General features: G+C 39.2%; 16 protein-coding genes. 9 read left to right on the top strand and 7 right to left on the bottom strand.

Going from position 1 to position 14,217, the window contains the following annotated elements; all coding sequences use genetic code 11:
• Positions 1–66: 66 nt before the first annotated feature.
• Positions 67–555, bottom strand: coding sequence for a GNAT family N-acetyltransferase (locus I6E80_RS01525; RefSeq protein WP_170071700.1), 489 nt, complete (start codon positions 553–555; stop codon positions 67–69).
• Positions 556–636: 81 nt separating this feature from the next.
• Between I6E80_RS01525 and I6E80_RS01520 the strand changes: the two genes are divergently transcribed.
• The 6 genes from I6E80_RS01520 to I6E80_RS01495 all read left to right on the top strand — a co-directional run bounded on the left by I6E80_RS01520 (position 637) and on the right by I6E80_RS01495 (position 6,093).
• Positions 637–1,212 carry a glutathione peroxidase gene (locus I6E80_RS01520; protein ID WP_170071699.1) on the top strand — a complete coding sequence of 192 codons (576 nt, stop codon included), beginning with the start codon at positions 637–639 and terminating at the stop codon, positions 1,210–1,212.
• Positions 1,213–1,298: 86 nt separating this feature from the next.
• The gene (locus tag I6E80_RS01515; protein ID WP_002958009.1) at positions 1,299–1,580 is read left to right on the top strand and encodes a peptidylprolyl isomerase; all 282 of its coding nucleotides are present in this window, start codon (positions 1,299–1,301) and stop codon (positions 1,578–1,580) included.
• Positions 1,581–1,644: 64 nt separating this feature from the next.
• The gene (locus I6E80_RS01510; protein ID WP_197184602.1) at positions 1,645–2,223 is read left to right on the top strand and encodes a glutathione S-transferase family protein; all 579 of its coding nucleotides are present in this window, start codon (positions 1,645–1,647) and stop codon (positions 2,221–2,223) included.
• Between the two features lie 17 nt (positions 2,224–2,240).
• A complete protein-coding gene (locus I6E80_RS01505; RefSeq protein ID WP_024599302.1) occupies positions 2,241–2,591 on the top strand; it encodes a DUF2750 domain-containing protein in 351 nt (116 codons plus the stop codon).
• Positions 2,592–2,690: 99 nt separating this feature from the next.
• A complete protein-coding gene (locus tag I6E80_RS01500) occupies positions 2,691–3,371 on the top strand; it encodes a hypothetical protein (RefSeq protein WP_024599301.1) in 681 nt (226 codons plus the stop codon).
• Positions 3,372–3,519: 148 nt separating this feature from the next.
• Entirely contained in the window at positions 3,520–6,093 is a 2,574-nt protein-coding gene (locus I6E80_RS01495; RefSeq protein ID WP_197184601.1) for a M1 family metallopeptidase, read from the top strand.
• Positions 6,094–6,168: 75 nt separating this feature from the next.
• On the opposite strand, the gene I6E80_RS01490 is transcribed toward I6E80_RS01495, so the two are convergent.
• Both I6E80_RS01490 and I6E80_RS01485 read right to left on the bottom strand, forming a co-directional pair.
• On the bottom strand, positions 6,169–6,534 hold the full coding sequence (locus I6E80_RS01490; protein WP_007579906.1) for a hypothetical protein: 366 nt from the start codon (positions 6,532–6,534) through the stop codon (positions 6,169–6,171).
• Positions 6,535–6,610: 76 nt separating this feature from the next.
• A complete protein-coding gene (locus I6E80_RS01485; RefSeq protein ID WP_170071697.1) occupies positions 6,611–7,486 on the bottom strand; it encodes a hypothetical protein in 876 nt (291 codons plus the stop codon).
• Between the two features lie 157 nt (positions 7,487–7,643).
• On the opposite strand from I6E80_RS01485, the gene I6E80_RS01480 reads away from it, so the two are divergent.
• From I6E80_RS01480 to yjjG, 3 genes are all read left to right on the top strand, one after another.
• The gene (locus I6E80_RS01480; RefSeq protein WP_024599298.1) at positions 7,644–8,543 is read left to right on the top strand and encodes a phosphoribulokinase; all 900 of its coding nucleotides are present in this window, start codon (positions 7,644–7,646) and stop codon (positions 8,541–8,543) included.
• Between the two features lie 62 nt (positions 8,544–8,605).
• Positions 8,606–9,151: an inosine/xanthosine triphosphatase gene (gene yjjX / locus I6E80_RS01475; RefSeq protein ID WP_170071696.1), complete on the top strand. Its 546-nt coding sequence runs from the start codon at positions 8,606–8,608 to the stop codon at positions 9,149–9,151.
• A gap of 13 nt (positions 9,152–9,164) precedes the next feature.
• Positions 9,165–9,839: a pyrimidine 5'-nucleotidase gene (yjjG, locus tag I6E80_RS01470; protein WP_197184600.1), complete on the top strand. Its 675-nt coding sequence runs from the start codon at positions 9,165–9,167 to the stop codon at positions 9,837–9,839.
• Between the two features lie 81 nt (positions 9,840–9,920).
• On the opposite strand, the gene lpxC is transcribed toward yjjG, so the two are convergent.
• From lpxC to I6E80_RS01450, 4 genes are all read right to left on the bottom strand, one after another.
• Positions 9,921–10,832 (bottom strand): UDP-3-O-acyl-N-acetylglucosamine deacetylase, encoded by a 912-nt coding sequence (lpxC, locus tag I6E80_RS01465; RefSeq protein WP_024599295.1) that lies wholly within the window; start codon positions 10,830–10,832, stop codon positions 9,921–9,923.
• A gap of 106 nt (positions 10,833–10,938) precedes the next feature.
• Positions 10,939–12,186, bottom strand: coding sequence for a cell division protein FtsZ (gene ftsZ, locus I6E80_RS01460; protein ID WP_024599294.1), 1,248 nt, complete (start codon positions 12,184–12,186; stop codon positions 10,939–10,941).
• A 21-nt stretch (positions 12,187–12,207) separates the two neighbouring features.
• The gene (gene ftsA, locus I6E80_RS01455) at positions 12,208–13,440 is read right to left on the bottom strand and encodes a cell division protein FtsA (protein WP_007582937.1); all 1,233 of its coding nucleotides are present in this window, start codon (positions 13,438–13,440) and stop codon (positions 12,208–12,210) included.
• Complete coding sequence (locus tag I6E80_RS01450) at positions 13,437–14,216, bottom strand: cell division protein FtsQ/DivIB (protein ID WP_197184599.1); 780 nt, start codon at positions 14,214–14,216, stop codon at positions 13,437–13,439. Before I6E80_RS01450 ends, ftsA begins: the two co-directional genes overlap by 4 nt.
• Position 14,217 lies beyond the last annotated feature (1 nt).

Here is a 14,217-nt window from a genome sequence, read left to right as displayed (position 1 = left end):
TATTTAATTGGCATAAACCCTTCGTCTTATTTTGTAAAAAAATATTACAACATTATGAAAAATAATTTATTCCAGATGTTTTCCAAAAATAGTAAGGCTGTACGCCTTATCATCCATTATTGCAACACTTGGCAACTCGCCCCATATTGCAAAATCAAAATGTTTAAACAATTTAACACTCGGTAAGTTATGACTAAAAATAAAACCGAGTAATACCTTAATATTTAGTTGCTTAGCTTGTGTTTGGGCAAATATCATTAACTTTTTACCAAGCCCTTTACCTTGTGCTTTACTGGTAATATAAATGCTCATTTCTACTGTGCCATCGTAAGCAGGACGGCCATAAAACGATTTATAGCTCACCCAAGCAAGTACTTGGTTATTTTCGCAATAAACGTAAATAGGCCTTTTATCGTTATGGCTATTAAACCAGTCACGTTTTTCGTCAACGGTCACTTCTTCGGTATCTGCAGTTACCATTCGCCCTGCAATAGTTTCGTTGTAAATGGCTACAATTTCTTTAAGGTCATTAATAGTTGCTAAACGGATTGTCATAGGTCATTTGAGGGTTGATCAATTTGTTCCATATTAGCGTATGATTATCCAATCAAACAATCGTAAATTTTAGGTAATGTAATGCTAAAAAAAATTATAATAGGATTAATGGCTTTATTTATTAATGCTTCACTCCAAGCTGAAACATCATCAACTATTAACCAAACCTCTGCCCAAGACTGTCAAGATTTTACTAATGTAGATATGCGAAAGCTTCGCTCAAAAGAATCGATTAACTTGTGCAAATTCAAAAATAAGCCTTTATTGATAGTAAACACGGCGAGTAATTGTGGGTTTACGCCTCAATTTAAAGGCCTTGAAGCATTATATCAACAATACAAAGATCAAGGTTTAGTCGTATTAGGGTTCCCCTCTGATGACTTTTTTCAAGAAGAAGATAATGAAAAAGAAACAGCAAAAGTATGCTTTGTAAACTATGGTGTAACTTTTCCCATGTTTGCCACCAGCAAAGTTCGTGGTAGCGAAGCAAATCCAATTTTTAAATATTTGAATGAGCAAACTAGCTCTCCAAATTGGAACTTTTATAAATACTTAGTGTCTGCTGATCGTAAAACAATTTTACGGTTTAACAGTAAAGTGGCACCTAACTCAGAGCAAATGATTACTGCAATTGAAACTGTGTTTTCTAATAAATAAGTTTATACTGGTACAATTAGTTGAAACTAACTAGAATGACATTTCAATTCGGTTAAAAAAACACCACATTATATTCGGGAGATTTTATGACAGTAGCAAGCGCACGACACATACTTGTAGACAGTGAAGCACAATGCTTAGACTTAAAAACAAAAATTGAGCAAGGCGAAGACTTTGCTGAATTAGCAAAAGCACATTCTAATTGTCCTTCAGGTCAAGATGGCGGTGCTCTTGGTGAGTTTGGCCCTGGTATGATGGTTCCAGAGTTTGATAAAGTTGTATTTTCTGCGCCAATTAATCAAGTACAAGGCCCTGTACAAACTCAATTTGGTTATCATTTACTTGAAGTTACTAGCCGTTCAGAATAAATTTAACTGTACTGTAAGTAACATTTGATAAAAGCCGCTTATGCGGCTTTTTTATGGAGTAATTATGCAATTAATTGGTTCTGTACCTTCACCTTACGTACGCCGAATTAGAATTTGGGCGCAAGAAAACGACTGCAAGCTAGAACTTGTAAGTTTAGACATATTTTCTGATCAAGACCGCCCTACCATGGCCAGTAAAAACCCGGCTCGAAAAATCCCGATTTTGGTAGATGGTGACTTAACACTTAGCGACTCTAATTCTATATTGCGTTATTTACTTGAAAAAACAGGTCAGCCAAAACTAACGTGGCCTCAAGAGCACTTACTTACAACTATAAATGCCTGTAACGATTCGTTAGTAGAAATGGTTTTATGTAAACGTTCTGGATTTGACACCAAAAGCGATAAATTATTTTTTAATCTGCAAAACGAACGTATTGAGCAAACATTGAGCTTTTTGAATTCTCATTTAAGCGATGAAGAATTTAAAGGCTGTGAATACCTCAACATCAGTTTATACTGCCTGCTTGATTGGATTTGCTTTCGCGAATTGGCTGACTTTAGTCAGCATTCAGCGCTTGTTGCTTTTCATAAGCAATATGATGAGCGCCAAGCAGCAATAGACACTAATCCTCGTCACTAATTTAAAAGGGTAAACACATGAGCGATATCGAAATTGAATCACAACTAGTTAGCTTCGTAGAAAAAGTACGTGTTAGCGAAGTAATTTGGGCACTTGGTGCAGAAGATAATGGCTTTGTAGTGTGCGATTCTAACCAATTTGACGAAACTGACGTACTACTGCTTTGGGAAAGTGAAGCAGCAGCTAAAGCACAGTGTAAAGAAGAGTGGAAAGATTACAGCCCAGTAGAAATCAACCTTGATGAATTTTTAGATGCATGGGTTGAAGACTTAAATGAAGATAATGCACTTGTTGGTATTAACTGGAATGATGACCAAGTATGTGCAGAAATTGAGCCTACAGGTTTAGCTCGCGCATTGAGTGAATAATACTTTATACGCTTTGCGTTAAAAGCGAATAAAACCCGACTAGCATCTATTGCTAGTTGGGTATAAAATAAAACACATCATTATTTTCAAGGTATTACGTTGAAAACCCATCTTGGTCGCCGCCCCTTTTCCGCCATGGAATTGCACACCCTTTATAATGGATATATATACGGTGATTTTAAAGTTGCACGAGAGCAACCAAAACACTGGCACTTTTGGCTCCCTTTAATTGCATATTATAGCGGTGCTTATAGCGATGAGATTGGTTACTTAACGCTTGATGATCTGTCTCTTGAAAAAAATGTCTTATGTTTTAATTTTTATACCCACGGTAAAATTAAACCTCGTTTAGTTCCAGTACATCAAGCTCTTATAAATGCTGGATTTAATGAATATATAACATTCATCAAATCGCAAAACCAACACCGATTAATGTTCGACTTACCCGCTAAAACTGGCAGGTACAGTGAAAAAGTACGTATTTGGTTTTCAGGTGAAGGTGAGCGAGCCGGTTACCTGCAAAAATGTGATATACCAAACGTAGATCAACTCGGTATGAAAACAGCAATAAGCAGTCTTCGTCTTAACTTTGAGCAACAAGTGCGTATATACGCCCTGCAAGCTAACTCTAAAGACACATTTAATTATTTAATGGGCTTTAACGAGTATCCACATGATGTGTTTAGCGATACTCACTTATTAAATACCGTTGTCCAACAAATACGTATTATTAACTCACACCTGCATTGGCAGCGTTTTATAACACGCGAAAGCCACTGACAAACTTTGTTACTATTTCCCTTTAAAGTCACCGTTATAATCAATTACTCTATTTAAAAAAACTGTTAGGATATCTAACCCCCTAATTATATGAGCATAAAAAAGCCTATTTAGGGTAGTTTCTAACAACAACAATCTAGGGATCACTATGTTTCTTAAAAGCCTCTTAACAGTGAGCGTTGCTTTGGCAATGGGTGCTGCAAACGCTAACGAATTCGTTATTGAAAAACTCGCAAAACCAAGTTCACAACAGGTCTCGTTAACACTCGACCCGAGCCAAGATACATTCACAGGGATGACTGAGATTTCCCTAGAAGTACTAAAGCCAACAAAATATATTGAGTTAAATGGCGTAGCTTACGCTGTTAAAATGGCGCAACTGCTTGGTGATGAAAACTGTGATTTAAACAATGAAATGCTTAAAACAGGTAAAGTTAAATTTAGCTGTGATGAACAAATTCAACCAGGTAAATACACACTTAAAGTTGATTTTTCAGCGCCATATAACCGTCAAAGTGTTGGTTTATACAAAACATTAGACCAAGGCACACCTTACTTATTTACTCAATTTGAAATGAGTGATGCACGCCGTGCATTTCCTGTTTTTGACGAGCCAAGTTACAAAATTCCATTTCAGTTAACGATTACTGCGCCTACATCACAAAAAGTATATTCAAATACGCCAGAACTAAAAACAACGGTTGATGGCGATATGACCACACACTTTTTTGATAAAACACCGCCAATCCCTTCATACCTAGTGGCAATGGCCGTTGGCCCATTTGAAGAATTAGAAATTAAAGGCATGCCAATTCCTGGTCGTGTAATTACGCCACAAGGTAAAATTCACTTAGCCCAATACGCAAAAGAAAATATGCCAAAAGTACTAGGCGCACTTGAAGCGTATTTTGGTATTCCTTACGTTTACAAAAAATTAGACTCAGTAGCGGTACCAGAATTTCCATTTGGCGCAATGGAAAACTCAGGCTTAGTTACCTACAGAGAAGATATTTTATTGGTTGATTTAGCTGCCGCAACACGTAGTAAAAAACAACGTAATGTATCTATTATTGCTCACGAACTTGCTCACCAATGGTACGGTAACTTAGTAACCATGAAATGGTGGAATGACTTATGGTTAAACGAAGCGTTTGCTAGCTGGATGGCTGCAAAAATTACTAAGCAGCTTAACCCTGAGTTTGAATCGCACCTAGACTTGCCACAAAATAACGTGATGGCACTTGATGCACGTTTAAGCACTAAGCCTATTCGTAAGCCAATTAAAACCGAAGCCGACATTATGGATGGTTTAGGTCTTGCTTACAGTAAAGGCAGCTCAGTACTTGCTATGGTTGAAAACTGGATTGGCGAAGATGCATTTCAAAAAGGTATTCAAAGCTACTTAAAAGAGTTTTCGTACAAAAATGCTGAAGCGGCTGATTTATGGGAAGCACTAGGCAAAGCATCAAACAAAGATGTAGCAAGCGTTTTAAAATCGTTTATTGAGCAATCCTCTTTCCCACTAGTTAAAGTGACTCAACAAGGTAGCAAAGTAACTATTTCACAAAGCCGCTTTGTAAATGCAGGTGTGGATGCGCCAGAGCAGCTATGGAATGTACCGGTTGCAATTAAGTATGGTGCTGGCGATAAAGTAAAAACAGCAAACGTATTACTTAATAAACAAAGCCAAACGCTAGACTTAGACTTTGAACCAGAGTGGATTTATCCTGACCAAGGTGCATTAGGCTACTACCGCTGGGTAATGGATGACGCACAATTTAGCGCACTTGTTAAAAAGGCGCCAAGCGTACTGAGTGACCGTGAACGCTTAGCGTTGTTATCGGCTACTGATGCACTACTTGACGCTGGTGTTATATCTGCTGCTAAGTTAATGCAAACACTTGAAGTGTTCGTAAGCGATAGCCACCCTCGCGTAGCAAATACCGCACTAGGTTACTTAGTATCGCAACAACGTACTTTTAAAGACGATAGCAATAAAGACCTATGGCCTGAATTTATTCGTAATGCAGTAACGCCTGCAGCTAAAAAATATGGCCTAGAAGCTAAAGCGGGAGAAGATGGAGCTATTGCACAACTTCGTGCAGCCGTTGTATCACGCTTAGGTTTTGATGGTGAAGATCAAAACGTCATCAAAAAGGCAAAAGAACAAACACAAGTTTATTTAAATGATCCACAAAAAGTAGATCCTTATTTAGCGGGTACGTACTTAACTCTTGCTGCTTTTCATGGTGACAAAGCGCTGCTTGATCAGTTCATGACAACGTTTAAAACCACAAAAGATCCACAAGTACGCACTAACATGCTTGCTGCAATGGGCTTTTTTGGCAAACCTGAGTTACAAAAAGCGGTATTAGCTTATAGCTTAACGGATGAAGTAACGGCATCTGACATGCGCACTATTTTGTCAGGTCAAAGTTATACAGATGAGCGCCAAGCGTTATTTATTGACTGGGTTTACAATAACTACGATAAAGTAACAGCAAGCTTACCGCCGTTCTTTATTCCTAACTTACCGTACTTTACAACTGCAAGCTGTAATGCAGAAAGCCTAGCTAAAACAAAAGTATTTTTTAACGAAAAAGTAGCTGATGTAGCAGGTTACGCTCGTACATTAAGTAAGCTTGAAGAAAGCACAAACGATTGTATTGCGCTTAAAACACGCGAACTTGAATCGGTTAATAGCTTCTTAAAAAGTAAGTAACTCTTAGTTATTAAGCTATAAAAATACAAAAGCCGCTGAATATAAATTCAGCGGCTTTTTACGTTTTATATAAAATTAGTTACCAATAATCATAGTTAGCTTGGCTATAAAGTCTTTTGCTGCTTGCTCAGAATTTATTTTAAATGCCACGCCATAGTGAATAGGTTGGGCGCTTTTAAAAATACGCGTAGGAAAGCGTGTCATCTCGCTGCTATGAAAGTACCCTTGAGCACGCGTTACGCCATCAATATCACTAAAATCATCACTAAACACTTCAAATGCGGGGCGAATTACTATTTTACCCTTGCCACTTTCGCTGTGGGTATAAAATGCTTCTTTAGAGTTTACTAACATGTACTCTGCAATATTTTTAATCTTAAAATTACTTCTACACTGTAATTTAATAAGCTGTTCTGTCAGCTCGTCTGCACTATAAGCCACGTGTAATCCCTATTAGTTAAATTTACGCATTAGATTAACGCATACACACAATAAAATCTGAATTTATTTGTCTACTTTACTTCGTTATATCACATACAAAAGCGAGTTTTTCATTGTTGAAACTCATTCTTGTTATATTTGTTTCGCAGTAAGTGCTTAAATTAAGCCATTGCGATACTTCGTCACTGCCCTCAAGCTTGCGTTGATAAACGCGGTTCTTAATTGCGTAAGCGATAGTTGCATCATCTTTCAAAATAAAATCTTGTACTTGAGCCGGCAATCTTAGTAAGTCTTCAACTTGTTTATCTTGTGGATTAAAACTCGCTAAAATGTGTTGCTCGTTTTTAGTGTAACTAAATAAAAATGTAGCCGTCGCGTTATTATAAATAAGTGTTCGGCCAATATTGCTGGCAGCTATCTTTCCCTTTGCTTCTTCAACTGATGTATATTGAAGGGTATGAGGCTTTCCTAAAATAAACATCACTAAATCATTTTGAACGCCCCAAGCATGGTATCCAACAGGCTCAATCCAATCAAAAATACGACTCGGCGCATCTTCGTTGTTACGTGGGTATTGCCACAACTTTTGTTTACCATCTGCCTCAACAACAATCGCTGATACTGCATCACCACTAGGCATAACAGTTGGTGAATATTCGCTTACGGGAGAGTTACTGATATTAGTTACTTGTTTTGATGTTAAGTCATAATAAGCAATATCGGTTTGGCTCTGCCCATCTGTAATAACCTCATGAGTAAAATATAAACCGTCGCTTGTTAAGTATGGTTGGTTGTTATAACTATTTTTATCACTCACTATACTAACTTGTACCCCATAAGGCGTATTTAAATCAGCAAGTAATACTTGGCTTTTTGGCATGCTAGCCTGCGCCATAATTGGGCTAAGCGCTGCTATAGAAAATACCCCAAGTAATGGTTTAATAAGTTTCATGCTTTCTCTCGTTTTAATTTTAAGCACCTCATGATAACGTTATTTGCTGATGACGTCACTTGAGCTAAGTCAGTCAACTCTTAAGATACCCAAACGACTTAAAATAATGTTAAGTTTAGTCTGGTTATAAAACCTGGTCCTAAAAAAGAGAATTAACATGTCAGCTAAAAATCCTATTATTGCGATTACGGGTTCGTCTGGTGCGGGTACAACCACCACAACCAATGCAATTAAACATATTTTCCGTAGCCTTAATATTGAAGCGGCTTTTATCGAAGGAGATAGCTTTCATCGTTACACTCGCCCTGAAATGGATAAAAAAGTACGTGAAGCACAACAAGAAAATAAACACATTAGTTACTTTGGCCGAGAAGCAAATGATTTTGGCTCTTTAGAAGCGTTGTTTGAAAACTATAGTGAAACAGGCCAAGGTAAGTTACGCCGTTATTTACACACTTTTGATGAAGCCGTTCCATACAATCAATTACCGGGTACATTTACCCCTTGGCAAGACCTTGATAGCAATACCGATATTTTGTTTTATGAAGGATTGCACGGCGGCGTAGTTGATCAAGATGTAGACGTTGCAAAGCATGTTGATTTATTAATAGGCATGGTGCCTATTATTAACCTTGAATGGATTCAAAAATTAATACGCGACACATCCGAACGCGGCCATTCTCGCGAAGCGGTTATGGGTTCAATTGTGCGCAGTATGGATGACTATATAAATCATATTACCCCGCAATTTTCTCGTACCCATATTAATTTTCAGCGAGTGCCTACTGTCGATACCTCAAATCCATTTAGCGCCAAAGATATTCCATCACTCGATGAAAGTTTTGTAGTTATTCGCTTTAGAGGAATTGATGATGTTGATTTTCCTTATTATTTACGCATGATCGAAGGCAGCTTTATGTCTCGTATAAATACACTTGTAGTACCAGGCGGTAAAATGGGCTTAGCTATGGAGCTTGTGCTTACCCCATTGATTAAAGATATTATTTTGAAAAAGCGTGCACTGGAAAATCTAGCTCCTCTCGATTTGCCTATTTAACTCCTCTTCTAAGATTGAGCCAACTCACGTACACTGCTGATTTTACTCAAGGTGAGATCAGCATGTCACAACAATTAAAAATTATTGTCGGTTCTAAAAATCCTGTAAAAATAAATGCCGCTAAACATATTTTTACTATGTATTTTCCACAATGTATCATTGATTGTGAAGGTGTGAATGCTCCCTCAGGCGTGCCCGATCAGCCTATTGGCGAAGACGAAACACGTATTGGCGCGCAAAACCGCGTAAATTATTGCAAAGAGTACCACCAAGCTCACTATTACGTTGCAATGGAGGGCGGTGCTGAGCAATTTAGCTATGGTGCAGCAACCTTTGCTTACGTAGTTATTGATAATGCGTTAAATCAAGTTGTAGGGCGTAGCAGCAACCTTCCTCTACCCCAAGTGCTTTATAATGCTTTACTTAAAGGTGAAGAACTTGGCGATGTAATGGACAAAGCATTTAATACCACCAACGTTAAACAAAAAGGTGGCGCTATTGGTCTGCTTACAAACAATCATGCCACTCGGGAAAGTACCTACACGCAAGCACTCACTTTAGCTATGGCGCCTTTTTTACACCCTGAGCTATACAGCCAAACAAATTAATTTAGGAAGTTTAATGAAGTACAACTATGTATTGTTTGATGCAGACGAAACCTTATTTAGGTTTGATATTTTAGCGGGCATGACTCGCATGTTTAAAGCTTACAACGTAGATTTTAGCCAAGACGATTATATTCATTATCAAAAAACCAATAAGCAGCTGTGGGTTGATTATCAAGATGGCACTATTAGCGCAGATTACTTACAAGTAACTCGCTTTAATGAATGGGCTGCAAAGCTAAATGTGCCAGCAAAAGAGCTAAATGATGCTTTTTTAGATTCTATGGCGCAAATTTGCGAGCCATTACCTGGTGCTATTGAGCTTTTAAATAAACTTAAGCCGCATGCTAAGTTAGGTATTATAACTAACGGATTTGCCCGCTTGCAAACCGTACGCCTTGAGCATACTGGCTTAAAAGATATGTTTGAATGGTTAGTTATATCTGAGCTTGTAGGTATAGCAAAACCGAATAAAGCGATTTTCGAGCACACATTTGAGCTAATGGGTAACCCAGATAAATGCGAGATACTTATGGTAGGTGATACAGCGGCAAGTGACATACTTGGCGGCAACAATGCTGGTATTGATACTTGCTGGTTACAGCACCCTGGTGAGCGATTAGCCGACGGAATAAAGCCAACCTATACAGTAACTAATTTAAATCAGTTACAAACTCTTTTAGAGTTATAATAAAGTAAATTTCACGCAAAAAGAATGACGCTAATAAGCGTCATTTTTTATAACTGTTTTTCGAGCTTCGCTATAACGCTTTTAAGCGTGGGCTAACTCAAGACCGGGTGCAGGCATCGTCACAGGCGTTTCAAATGTTGCCCACTCCCATGCTGACTCTGTTGCCATAATTTTACGAAGTAATTTATTATTTAAATCATGACCTGACTTAAATGCAGTTACTTTACCTAAAAGGTTATGGCCTGTCATAAACATGTCACCAACACAGTCTAATATCTTGTGCTTAACGAACTCGTCGCTATAACGTAAACCGTTAGGATTTAAAACTTTGAATTCATCAAGTACAACTGCACTATCCATGCTCCCACCTAGCGCTAGGTTGTTTGCATGCATGTATTCAATATCTTTCATAAATCCAAAAGTACGCGCACGGCTAATTTCTTCAATAAAGCTTTGCGTTGTTATATCCAACCCAATACGTTGGCGACTTTCATTGATAGCAGGGTGGTTAAATGCAATCTCAAAGTCGATATGAAAACCATCATATGGTTCAACTTCAGCCCATTTACCATCTTCTTCAATGCGTACTTTTTCTTTAATACGGATAAAGCGTTTAGCAACGTTTTGCTCTTCAATTCCGCCTTTTTGTAACAAATATATGAATGGTAATGCACTACCATCCATAATCGGCACTTCTGAGCTATCTAATTCTACAATTAAATTATCAATCCCCATTGCAGCCACGGCTGCAATAAGATGCTCAGTAGTCGATAAGCGAACACCATCTTTGTTAATTAAACAGGTACACAGCTGCGTATCACCAACGGCTTCAGGTGTTGTTTCAAAATCAACAACCGGATCAAGGTCGACACGACGAAATACAATCCCAGTATTTGCGCTCGCAGGTCGGAGAGTTATTGTGACCTTCTCACCTTTATGAAGTCCAATTCCTATGGCTTTGACTACTTCTGCAATCGTACGCTGTTTAATCATAGGTATGCTCACTTTTAAATCAGTTACAGTTATATGGCGGATTTTAACATAAATCCTTTTGCCTTTCAATATTCGTACATATTTCAAACAAAAGTATTGTTAAATGTTAATCAGCCTGCTTACGTAAAAAAGCGGGGATATCAAAATAATCACCACCTTCTGATTTATCCGCTTTTTTACTGTTTTGCGCTGAAGAGCTTGATGCACTGCTTGAGCTCGTTGAAGGCGCTTTTTCTTTACTTTGCGTTTGCGCTTTAGCAGTGTTTTCTTCAGTGTTTGTATCTTGGCTTGCAAAGCTTGGTACGTACATACTGCTCGTTTGGTTTGATGTGCTTGCAACATCAGAACCTGATGCTTTTTTAAAGCCGTTATCAACAATACCAAACTGTGGACGACGATCGCCGCCTAAGCCAGTTGCAACAACCGTTACACGTAGCTCATCAGTCATTTCTGGGTCGATTACCGCACCAACAACAACCGTTGCGTTTTCTGACGCAAGTGCTTTAACGTGATTACCAACAATTTCAAATTCTTCAATCGCAATGTCCATACCTGCGGTAATATTAACTAAGATACCTTTAGCACCTGTTAAATCAACGTCTTCTAGTAGTGGGCTTGAGATAGCCGCTTCTGCTGCTTCTTGTGCACGATCAGGACCTGACGCAGACGCCGTTCCCATCATTGCAGTACCCATTGCAGACATTACAGTTCTAACATCGGCGAAATCCACGTTAATTAAACCAGAACGTGTAATTAGCTCTGCTATACCTTGTACCGCACCAAATAATACGTCATTAGCTTTAGCGAAGGCATCTAGAAGTGTAGTCCCTTTTCCTAAAACTTTAAGCAATTTATTGTTCGGAATTGTAATAAGTGAATCTACAATTTCTGACAATTCATTAATGCCTTGTTCAGCGGCTGCTGCACGTTTTTTACCTTCAAAATCAAAAGGACGTGTTACAACTGCAACAGTTAAAATACCTAGCTCTTTTGCTATTTTAGCAACTACCGGTGCTGCACCAGTACCTGTACCACCGCCCATACCTGCTGCAATAAAGACCATATCGGCGCCTTCAAGGCTGGCACGAATTGTATCTGCATCTTCTTCAGCCGACTTACGGCCTACTTCAGGGTTTGCGCCCGCACCCAACCCAGAGGTTATTTGCGTGCCTAGCTGAACTGTAATATCGGCTGCAGAGTTACGTAATGCTTGCGCATCAGTATTAGCGGCTATAAAACGCACGCCTTCTATTTGTTGTTTTACCATGTGCTCAACAGCGTTACCGCCACCACCGCCCACGCCGATTACTTTTATTACAGCTTCTTCGCTGTGTTGTTCCATTATATCAAACATGTTTACTCTCCGACTTGAGTCTTAAAACTCGCCTTGGAACCATTTAGTAATGCGGTTCCACCAATTATTGTTATCCTCTGCTTTCGACTTTTGTGCATTCATCGATTGCATGGTACGACCGTATTGTAACAAACCAACAGCGGTTGCGTACGAAGGATCATCTACATAGTCTGTCAAACCAACCATCCCGATTGGTTTGCCTATTCTTACTGGCATTTGGAAGATGTCTTCTGCCACTTCCATCGCGCCAGTCATTTTAGCAGTTCCGCCTGTAATAACGAGACCTGCCGCAATTTGGTCTTCTAAGCCTGAACGACGAATTTCTTCCATCGCAAGCTCAAATAATTCTCTAAAACGAGGCTCTACCACCTCAGATAATGTATGGCGCGACATTAACCTTGCTGGTCGTCCGCCTACACTTGGTACTTCAATTGTGTCTTCGCTACTGGCCATTTGGCTACTAGCACATGCGTATTGTACTTTGAGTGACTCGGCATGTGATATAGGTGTGCGAAATATTTTTGCAATATCACCAGTAACTTGGTTACCGGCCACTGGAATAACCGCAGAGTGACGAAGTGCGCCATTAATATAAATGGTGATATCCATAGTGCCGCCACCAATATCAAGTACCGCAACACCTAGCTCTTTTTCGTCATCTGTTAGTACAGAATAACAAGACGCTAATGCAGTAAAGATAAGCTGATCGACTTCAAGACCACAGCGCTCTACGCATTTCTCGATATTTTTTGCCATATCGTTTGAGCACGTAATAATGTGTGCACGCGCTTCCATACGAACACCGCTCATGCCTAATGGGTTTTTAATCCCCTCTTGCATGTCGATGCTGTACTCTTGCGGTAATGCATGCAGCATTTTACGCTCTGCCGAAATAGGCACAGAACGCGCAATATGAATTACATTTTCAATGTCTTCGTCAGTGACTTCGGTGTTATTAATTGCCACCACGCCACTTTCGTTTTGGCACTGTATGTGTTTGCCAGAAATCCCCAAATACACAGAGCTAATACGACAATCAGCCATTAACTCGGCTTCGTCTATTGCTCGGCGAATAGACTCAGACACTAAGTTTAAATCGTTAACGCCGCCTTTATCCATACCATGAGATACTTGGCTGCCCACACCAACAATGCTGAGCTTGTTATCTGCGGTGATTTCACCTACCGTGGCAACCACTTTCGAGGTGCCAACGTCTAACCCTATTACTAGGTTTCTTTCTGCTGACTTAGTCATGCCTTACTCTTATTTTGTAATTGTTCTTCTTGCACTGGCTTAAAGCTTACTGCAAGGCCGGTATCATACCGTAAATCTATTGTATCTACTTGTGCATCTGCACGTTGTTCCATTCGTGGGTAGACGTCTATAAAACGTTGCACACGCTTGGCTTTATCTTTACGTCCTAAATTTAAACGTATTCCGTTATCTAGCCATAATTGCCACGAAAAGCGCTCCGACAATGCCAAACTTGTTAACGTTAAGCCGTTAACTTTTAGCATTTCATCAAATTGCTTAAAAGCAATCCACGCCTCTTCTTCGCTGCCTTCTGGGCCGTATAACTGCGGTAAGTCATCATCTAACTTATCGCTGCTGGCTTGAAATGCTTGGCCACTTTGGTTGAGCAATAAGTCGCTATTCCAATGTGCTACTACTTCATGTTCAACTACATATACTTGTATAGTATCAGGCCATTGCTTACGTACCGAAGCGGTAGCAACCCAGGGCAAGTCTTGAACTAGCTGCTGCACATGCTTAACATCAAGTTCAAAAAAACTACTTAAATCGGCTTTTTTAATCGCTTTTATAATTGCCGTTTCATCTGTGTATTTAGGCAGCCCTTGCACTGTAAGGTGCTTAATTTGAGCATCTTTGTTTTCAACTAACCAATCCGATACACCTGTCGTAATTTGCACTAAGCCAACTACAACAATGAGAAAAAAGCTCACACCAAAAATCAGAGACCAATTAAGCTTCAGTTTGATTTCTTGAGCTTTTTCTAAAAGGGGATGCATA

This window comes from Pseudoalteromonas sp. NSLLW218, from assembly GCF_015864775.1.
Lineage (GTDB): Bacteria > Pseudomonadota > Gammaproteobacteria > Enterobacterales > Alteromonadaceae > Pseudoalteromonas.
This window is presented reverse-complemented; position numbering and strand designations above follow the sequence as displayed.

Bases quoted from the DNA above. Each gene is read 5' to 3' on its own strand.
- I6E80_RS01525 (WP_170071700.1), bottom strand. From the start codon at position 555: ATGACAATCCGTTTAGCAACTATTAATGACCTTAAAGAAATTGTAGCC.
- I6E80_RS01520 (WP_170071699.1), top strand. From the start codon at position 637: ATGCTAAAAAAAATTATAATAGGATTAATGGCTTTATTTATTAATGCT.
- I6E80_RS01515 (WP_002958009.1), top strand. From the start codon at position 1,299: ATGACAGTAGCAAGCGCACGACACATACTTGTAGACAGTGAAGCACAA.
- I6E80_RS01510 (WP_197184602.1), top strand. From the start codon at position 1,645: ATGCAATTAATTGGTTCTGTACCTTCACCTTACGTACGCCGAATTAGA.
- I6E80_RS01505 (WP_024599302.1), top strand. From the start codon at position 2,241: ATGAGCGATATCGAAATTGAATCACAACTAGTTAGCTTCGTAGAAAAA.
- I6E80_RS01495 (WP_197184601.1), top strand. From the start codon at position 3,520: ATGTTTCTTAAAAGCCTCTTAACAGTGAGCGTTGCTTTGGCAATGGGT.
- I6E80_RS01485 (WP_170071697.1), bottom strand. From the start codon at position 7,486: ATGAAACTTATTAAACCATTACTTGGGGTATTTTCTATAGCAGCGCTT.
- I6E80_RS01480 (WP_024599298.1), top strand. From the start codon at position 7,644: ATGTCAGCTAAAAATCCTATTATTGCGATTACGGGTTCGTCTGGTGCG.
- yjjX (WP_170071696.1), top strand. From the start codon at position 8,606: ATGTCACAACAATTAAAAATTATTGTCGGTTCTAAAAATCCTGTAAAA.
- yjjG (WP_197184600.1), top strand. From the start codon at position 9,165: ATGAAGTACAACTATGTATTGTTTGATGCAGACGAAACCTTATTTAGG.
- lpxC (WP_024599295.1), bottom strand. From the start codon at position 10,832: ATGATTAAACAGCGTACGATTGCAGAAGTAGTCAAAGCCATAGGAATT.
- ftsZ (WP_024599294.1), bottom strand. From the start codon at position 12,186: ATGTTTGATATAATGGAACAACACAGCGAAGAAGCTGTAATAAAAGTA.
- ftsA (WP_007582937.1), bottom strand. From the start codon at position 13,440: ATGACTAAGTCAGCAGAAAGAAACCTAGTAATAGGGTTAGACGTTGGC.
- I6E80_RS01450 (WP_197184599.1), bottom strand. From the start codon at position 14,216: ATGCATCCCCTTTTAGAAAAAGCTCAAGAAATCAAACTGAAGCTTAAT.